This window comes from Neisseria sp. P0001.S005, from assembly GCF_051963715.1.
The window spans coordinates 23,776-30,109 of the sequence record NZ_JBQCTZ010000028.1 but is presented as its reverse complement, the minus strand read 5'-3'; the positions used below and the strand labels follow the sequence as shown (position 1 = coordinate 30,109).

Annotated in this window: 8 protein-coding genes; 3 read left to right on the top strand and 5 right to left on the bottom strand. The window is 51.6% G+C overall.

The features are described from left to right. Positions 1 to 221 precede the first annotated feature (221 nt). The gene (gene serC / locus ACTHSP_RS06025) at positions 222 to 1,328 is read left to right on the top strand and encodes a phosphoserine transaminase (protein WP_049323863.1); all 1,107 of its coding nucleotides are present in this window, start codon (positions 222 to 224) and stop codon (positions 1,326 to 1,328) included. Between the two features lie 64 nt (positions 1,329 to 1,392). Here serC and ACTHSP_RS06020 read toward each other — a convergent pair whose 3' ends face one another. The 3 genes from ACTHSP_RS06020 to rnhA all read right to left on the bottom strand — a co-directional run bounded on the left by ACTHSP_RS06020 (position 1,393) and on the right by rnhA (position 3,817). Further along, positions 1,393 to 2,586, bottom strand: a complete 1,194-nt coding sequence (locus tag ACTHSP_RS06020) for an LD-carboxypeptidase (RefSeq protein WP_049350720.1) — start codon at positions 2,584 to 2,586, stop codon at positions 1,393 to 1,395. 73 nt (positions 2,587 to 2,659) lie between these two features. Next, the gene (locus ACTHSP_RS06015; protein WP_049350719.1) at positions 2,660 to 3,058 is read right to left on the bottom strand and encodes an HIT family protein; all 399 of its coding nucleotides are present in this window, start codon (positions 3,056 to 3,058) and stop codon (positions 2,660 to 2,662) included. A gap of 321 nt (positions 3,059 to 3,379) precedes the next feature. After that, positions 3,380 to 3,817 (bottom strand): ribonuclease HI, encoded by a 438-nt coding sequence (gene rnhA / locus ACTHSP_RS06010; protein ID WP_049350717.1) that lies wholly within the window; start codon positions 3,815 to 3,817, stop codon positions 3,380 to 3,382. 119 nt (positions 3,818 to 3,936) lie between these two features. Here rnhA and ACTHSP_RS06005 point away from each other — a divergent pair, with 119 nt between their 5' ends. Together ACTHSP_RS06005 and tehB are read left to right on the top strand one after the other, a co-directional pair. After that, positions 3,937 to 4,326, top strand: a complete 390-nt coding sequence (locus ACTHSP_RS06005; RefSeq protein WP_049329817.1) for a PH domain-containing protein — start codon at positions 3,937 to 3,939, stop codon at positions 4,324 to 4,326. A gap of 12 nt (positions 4,327 to 4,338) precedes the next feature. Beyond that, entirely contained in the window at positions 4,339 to 5,208 is an 870-nt protein-coding gene (gene tehB, locus ACTHSP_RS06000; RefSeq protein ID WP_049330918.1) for an SAM-dependent methyltransferase TehB, read from the top strand. A 57-nt stretch (positions 5,209 to 5,265) separates the two neighbouring features. Here tehB and ACTHSP_RS05995 read toward each other — a convergent pair whose 3' ends face one another. Beyond that, entirely contained in the window at positions 5,266 to 5,766 is a 501-nt protein-coding gene (locus ACTHSP_RS05995; protein ID WP_049350715.1) for a GNAT family N-acetyltransferase, read from the bottom strand. A 13-nt stretch (positions 5,767 to 5,779) separates the two neighbouring features. Next, entirely contained in the window at positions 5,780 to 6,316 is a 537-nt protein-coding gene (locus ACTHSP_RS05990) for an isochorismatase family protein (RefSeq protein ID WP_440345805.1), read from the bottom strand. Positions 6,317 to 6,334: the final 18 nt, after the last annotated feature.

Genomic DNA, 6,334 nt, shown 5'->3' with positions numbered 1-6,334 from the left:
TTGAAGTGATTGCTTAAATGTAAAGGGTAGGGTCGAGGCCGTCTGAAAAGGAAATTGTTGACAAGTTTTGATATGATGGTTTTGAAATTATTTTGGAAAACAAAGAATTGGTATTGCTTTGTTTTCAGACGGTCTTGGATTTTCTGATTTTTCGTGCTTGCACAATGTGCAAGGCGGTTCTACAATTTCTTTATACCCACCGAATAAGAAAGAAGGCCGCCATGTCCGCACACCCGATTTACAATTTTTCCGCAGGTCCTGCCGTATTGCCGGAAGCGGTATTGCGTACCGCGCAACAGGAAATGCTCGACTACAACGGTACGGGTTTTCCCGTGATGGCGATGAGCCACCGTTCGGATATGTTTTTGAGCATTCTGCATCATGCCGAACAAGACTTGCGCCAGCTTTTGAATATTCCGTCCAACTATAAAATCCTGTTTTTACAGGGCGGTGCGACCACGCAATTTAATATGGTGGCCATGAATTTGGCGCACGGTTTTGCGACTGCCGATGCGGTGGTAACGGGCAACTGGAGCCGTATTGCCTATGAACAGATGAGCCGTTTGAGCAATGCTGAAATCCGTTTGGCCGCGCATGGCGGCGAGCAATATGCCTATAAAAACCTGCCCGCGGTGGAGGATTGGGATGTCAACCCGAATTCTGCGTTTGTTCATTTTGCGATTAATGAAACCGTAAACGGCTTGCAGTATCAAAACGTCCCCAAACTTTCAGACGGCCTGCCGCCGCTGGTGTGCGATATGTCGAGCGAGATTTTGTCGCGTGAGTTTGATGTATCCGATTACGGCTTGATTTATGCCGGCGCACAAAAAAATATCGGCCCTGCCGGTGCGACCGTGGTCATTATCCGCGAGGATTTGCTGGAGCGTTGTCCGAACGATATTCCCGATGTGTTCAACTACCGTTCACACATCAACCGAGATGGTATGTACAACACGCCTTCTACTTATGCGATTTATATGTCGGGTTTGGTGTTCCGCTGGCTGCAAACGCAGGGCGGTGTGAAAAAAATTGAAGCGGTCAATCGAATAAAGGCGCAAACCTTGTATGAGACGATAGACGGCAGCGGCGGTTTTTACATCAACGATATTCATCCTGATGCGCGCTCCAAAATGAACGTGGTCTTCAAAACCGCAAGCGAAGACTTGGACCGCCGTTTTGTGTTGGAAGCTGAGTTGCAGGGCTTGTGCCTGCTCAAGGGCTATAAAACCGTCGGCGGTATGCGTGCCAGCATTTACAATGCGATGCCGCTTGAAGGTGTGAACGCGTTGGCTGACTTTATGAAAGATTTCCAACGACGTTACGGTTAAGATGAAGATATAAAAAGGCCGTTTGAAACTGGGTTTCAGACGGCCTTTTTGATTTGAACAAGCCTTATTCGGTGACTTCTTCAGTGATGCTGTCGCGGTAGATAGTACTGTCGTAAGTCGGAACAGGAGGCGGCAGCAGGTTGTCGAGCGTCAGCGCGGACGGGTTCAGTGTCGGATAGCCGCTGAAGGTGACGGAATAACCGCCGTTGCCGGTACTGCGGACTTTGGCATGCGCGCCCAACGGAAAAGTGGTTTTGTTGGTAATGTGGCCGAATGGGAAACCGGTCAACACAGGAATCTTTGCAGTGCGCGAAATGTGGTTGACGACGGCGGAGAAGTCGTAGCTGGAGTCGTACACGTCGCGGATGGTGCCCATGCGGAAATCGCCGAAGATGATGGCACGTTGTTTTTGCAAAACACCTGACAGATAAAGCGTGTTGAGCATGCGCTCGATGCGGTAGGGTTGCTCGCTGACGTCTTCGATAAAGAGGATGCCGCCTTGAATATCGGGCATGTAAGGCGTACCGGCGAGGGAGGCGAGAACGCTGAGGTTGCCGCCCCACAATGTGCCTTCGACGTTGACATCGGCGCGTTGGATGGTTGGGACATCGACGATGTTGACGTTGTTGGTCGTGCCGCGGATGAAAGAATCCATGGTAAAGACGCTGGGGGCAGCTTTGCCGAATTCGCTGTACACCATCGGGCCTGCAAAGCTCATCATATTGCCTTTGGCCAACAGGGCGAGTTGGATGGCGCACACGTCGCTGAAACCGAAGAACAATGTGCCGCGTTCGCGCATTCTGGCACCGAGTGAGGCAAAGTCGATTTGAGGCAGGATGCGTGCCGCGCCGTAGCCGCCGCGCAGGCCCATCAAGACTTTGGGCGTTTCGACACGGCCGCTGGCAACGTCTTGGAAGTCGGCGGCACGTTGGGCGTCGCTGCCGGCAAAGCGTTGGTAACGGCGGCTGCCTGCCTGTTGGTTGGTCACGGTAAAGCCTGCATTGTAGAGGCGGGTCAGGCCGGTGGTCACGCGGTTGGGGTCTTCGGCGAAGCCTGACGGCGCAACAACGCGCAGGAGGTTGTCGCCGGAACGTGGCGGATGGGGTTGCTTAGGTTGCACGGTTTTGGCTTTCGCGGTGGTAGAAGTGGTTTTGGTTTGCGGCGTGGTGGTCGTGCCTGTGCCGCAGGCTTGCAACAACCCTGCGCCTGCCGCAGCAGAGCAGGTACGCAGGAAATGGCGGCGCGTGGTAGAGTTCATTGAGGTTTTCCTTTCGTTATATGTTCAGACGGCCTGAACTTGGCGTGTCGAATCTTACAGGCCGTCTGAAAGTTTAAGCGATTAAGTTTTTAATTTGTTGCGGCCAGTTTTCGGGCAAGGTCATACCGTGTTCGCGGACGGGCGCGGCCCAAATCGGCGCGGGGAAGTTGGCATCGTTTTCAAAGCGGGCGATGACGTGCCAATGCAGATGGGGCACAACATTGCCGAGGCTAGCTAGATTGATTTTGGTAGGGCGGAAGACTTGGCGCATTGCGGCTTCAACTTGATACACCATTTCCATGATTTCGTTGCGTTCGGCAGGGGAAAGGTCGGTCATCTCGGAAACATGGTCATTCCAAATAACGCGGCAGAATGCCGGTGCGCCGGCTTCGTTGTGGACGGCGATCACGCGCAGGTTCGGGGTTCTCAGCAAAATGTCTTCGTTGTCGGCAGTGCAGATGGGGCAGGTCATGGGTTTTTCTTTCTCAGTCTGAATAGGAATCGGATGATTTCAATCAGGATTTTTAGAACGAGGTAAATAGCAGTCAGCGTGATGAATGTAAAAAACCACGGTTCAGGTATAAACCACCAAAATAAATAGGCGGGCGTGATTAAGTCGGCACATTCTTCGGCGGTCTTAACGTGGTCACACAAGCCAAAGTTAAAAAAATCATTGACATCATGAAACGGTGAATAGGCGAACATAAGTGCTATTGGTGTCACACAAATCGATGCAATGACGGCAATCCAAAACAACGGCTTGAGATGTCTAAGTACAGTCATGGGTGAAGTGTTATGCAAATTTTGCTGCGCCTCGATTAGCGAGCTCGTCGGCTTTTTCGTTTTCAGGGTGTCCGGCGTGGCCTTTTACCCACGTCCAGCGGACATCGTGCTGTTGAACCAGACTATCCAGTTCTTTCCATAAATCATCGTTTTTGACCGGTTTTTTGGCGGCGGTTTTCCAGCCGTTTTTTTTCCAGCCGTGTATCCAGCTTTCCATGCCGTTTTTGACGTATTGCGAGTCGGTGCAGATGACGACTTGGCAGCGGCGCTTTAAGGATTTCAGTCCTTCGATGACTGCGGTCAGCTCCATGCGGTTGTTGGTGGTTTCGGCTTCGCCGCCGAACAGTTCTTTTTCGTGTGTGCCGTAGCGCATAAATACCCCCCAGCCGCCTGCGCCGGGGTTGCCTTTGCATGCGCCGTCTGTGTAGAGGTAAACGGGTTTATCCATGGGCATGTCTTTGTCGAATAAGGCGGTATCATAACATAAGGCCGTCTGAAATATCGGCAAATAAGGTTTGTGCGTGTAAAATACCCTGCACTTATCACTCGTATAGAAAGCAGGCAGATATGGGATTGTTCAGCGGCCTTTTGGGCAATGCTTCGCAAAAAGACGCCGATGCGGTGGAACGCGATTTGGCGAATATCCTGATTGATGGCGAACAGGTAAAAATGGCATTCAGCCTGGTGCGCGATTTGATTGTGTTTACCGAATATCGGCTGGTGTTGGTGGACAAGCAGGGTTTGACCGGCAAGAAAGTGTCTTACCGTTCGATTCCATACCGTTCCGTGTCGCGCTTTTCGGTGGAAACCTCGGGTCATTTCGATTTGGATGCCGAGCTGAAGATTTGGGTTTCTTCCAGCGAAGCGCCAACCGAAACCTTGCAGTTTAAAAGCGACAAGAGTGTGATTGCCATTCAGAAAGCCTTGGCAGAAGCTGTGTTGAAACCGTCAAAATAGAAAGGAAATATGATGAGCGAACAGCAAGAATTGTTTTGTTACAAACAGATGCCGGTGTGGACGGCGGACGAGATTCCCGAAGCCTTATTGTCCAAACACAATACCGCCGCCGGTACTTGGGGCTGCCTCAATGTCCTCCAAGGCCGTCTGAACTTCAATGAAGTGGACGAAGCGGGCAATATTACGGCTACGCACGAACTGACGCCTGAAAGCGATGATTGGATTATCCATCCGCAAGCATGGCACTTTATCGCGCCGCAAACGCAAGACACGGAAATCCAACTGTCGTTTTACTGTGAGGCGGCGGACTATTTCAATAAGAAATACGGCATGAGCGCGACACATTCGGCCGTCCGCGCCGCCGAAGGTATCGTGCCCGTCGGCAAGGTTTTGGATATGGGCTGCGGTCAGGGTCGAAACGCGCTGTATCTGGGTTTGAAAGGTTTTGACGTTACCGCTGTCGATAATAATCCGAACGCGGTTCAAAACGTGGAAGAGCTGGCGCGTATCGAAGAACTGAATGTCCGCGCGTTTGAATACGACCTCAACGCCGCCAATATTCAGGAAAACTTTGATTATATGGTGGCGACCGTGGTGTTTATGTTCCTGATGCCGCGTTACGTTCCTGACGTGATTGCCAACATGAAGGAACACACCAACCCCGGCGGCTACAACCTGATTGTTTCTGCGATGGATACGGAAGATTTCCCTTGCCCGATGCCGTTCCCGTTCAAGTTCGGCGAGGGCGAACTGCGCGAATACTATAAGGATTGGGAATTGGTGGAATACAAGGAAGAGCTGGGTTCGATGCACGCGAAAGACGAATTCGGCAATCCGATTCAGTTTAAATTCGTTACCATGCTGGCGAAGAAACCGGAATAAAGGTTTTGTCGTAAAAAAGGCCGTCTGAATTCAGTTTTCAGACGGCCTTTGTCGTCATCAATCCACAATCCTTTTGCCTAAAATTACCACGTCTGCCAACATGGTTTCCAAATCGCAGACTTGCGGCAGCCGCCCCCATTCTTCAAAACCGAAACGGTGAAACAGGTTCAGGCTCGGATAGTTGTGGCCGAACACAAGTGCGATGACGTTGTGGGTGTCTAAGGACGGCGCACGTTCGAGCATGTGCCGCAACAGGATTTTGCCCACGCCTGCGCCGCGCATATCGTGGCGGACATAAATGCTGACTTCCGCGCTGATGTGGTAGGCGTAGCGCGGATGATAGTCGCTGAAACTGCCCCATGCTAAGACTGTACCGTCGGCATCGTAAAGGGCGTAGATCGGGCGTTTGTCCGTGTGCGCGGCAAACCACATTTCACGCTCGGCAACCGTGGTCGGCGACAAATCGGCCGTGGATTGGCGCGTGGCTACGGTGCTGTTGTAAATATCGACGATGGCGGGCAAGTCTTGGCGCAGGGCAGGGCGGATGGTGTATTGCATTTCAGACGGCCTGTTATTGAATCAGTTTGGAAATAGTCTTAAAGGCCGGATGTTTGGCATCGCCGAGCAGTTGGAACAAAATACTTTCGACATTGGAAATGATAATGCCCTGACGGCTCATTTGCGCCAAACCATTGTCGCGGTTGGCTGTTGTGCGCGAGGCAGTGCATTCAAAAGGCAGGGATACGGCGTAACCTTGCGCCTTCAAATCCAAGGCCGTCTGAAGCATACAGATATGCGCTTCCGCACCCACCAAAATAACGTTTTTGATGTCGTTTTTGCGTAATATTTCCTGAATTTCAGGTAAAAACGCCGAAAATCGGGTTTTCTCAACAACAGGCGTGCTTTCAGGCAACAGCAACGATACGGCGGATACAGTGTTGCCCAAACCTTTCGGATATTGTTCGGTTACGGCAAAGGGAATGTCCAAAGCCGTCAAACCTTGAATCAGCAGGCGGCAGCGTTCCAACATTTCGTCCGCGCCGGAAAGGGCGGGCAGCAGGCGCTCTTGAATATCGACAATCAGACAAAGCGTATTTTTTGGGTTCATGGCTTTTCCTTTCAGACG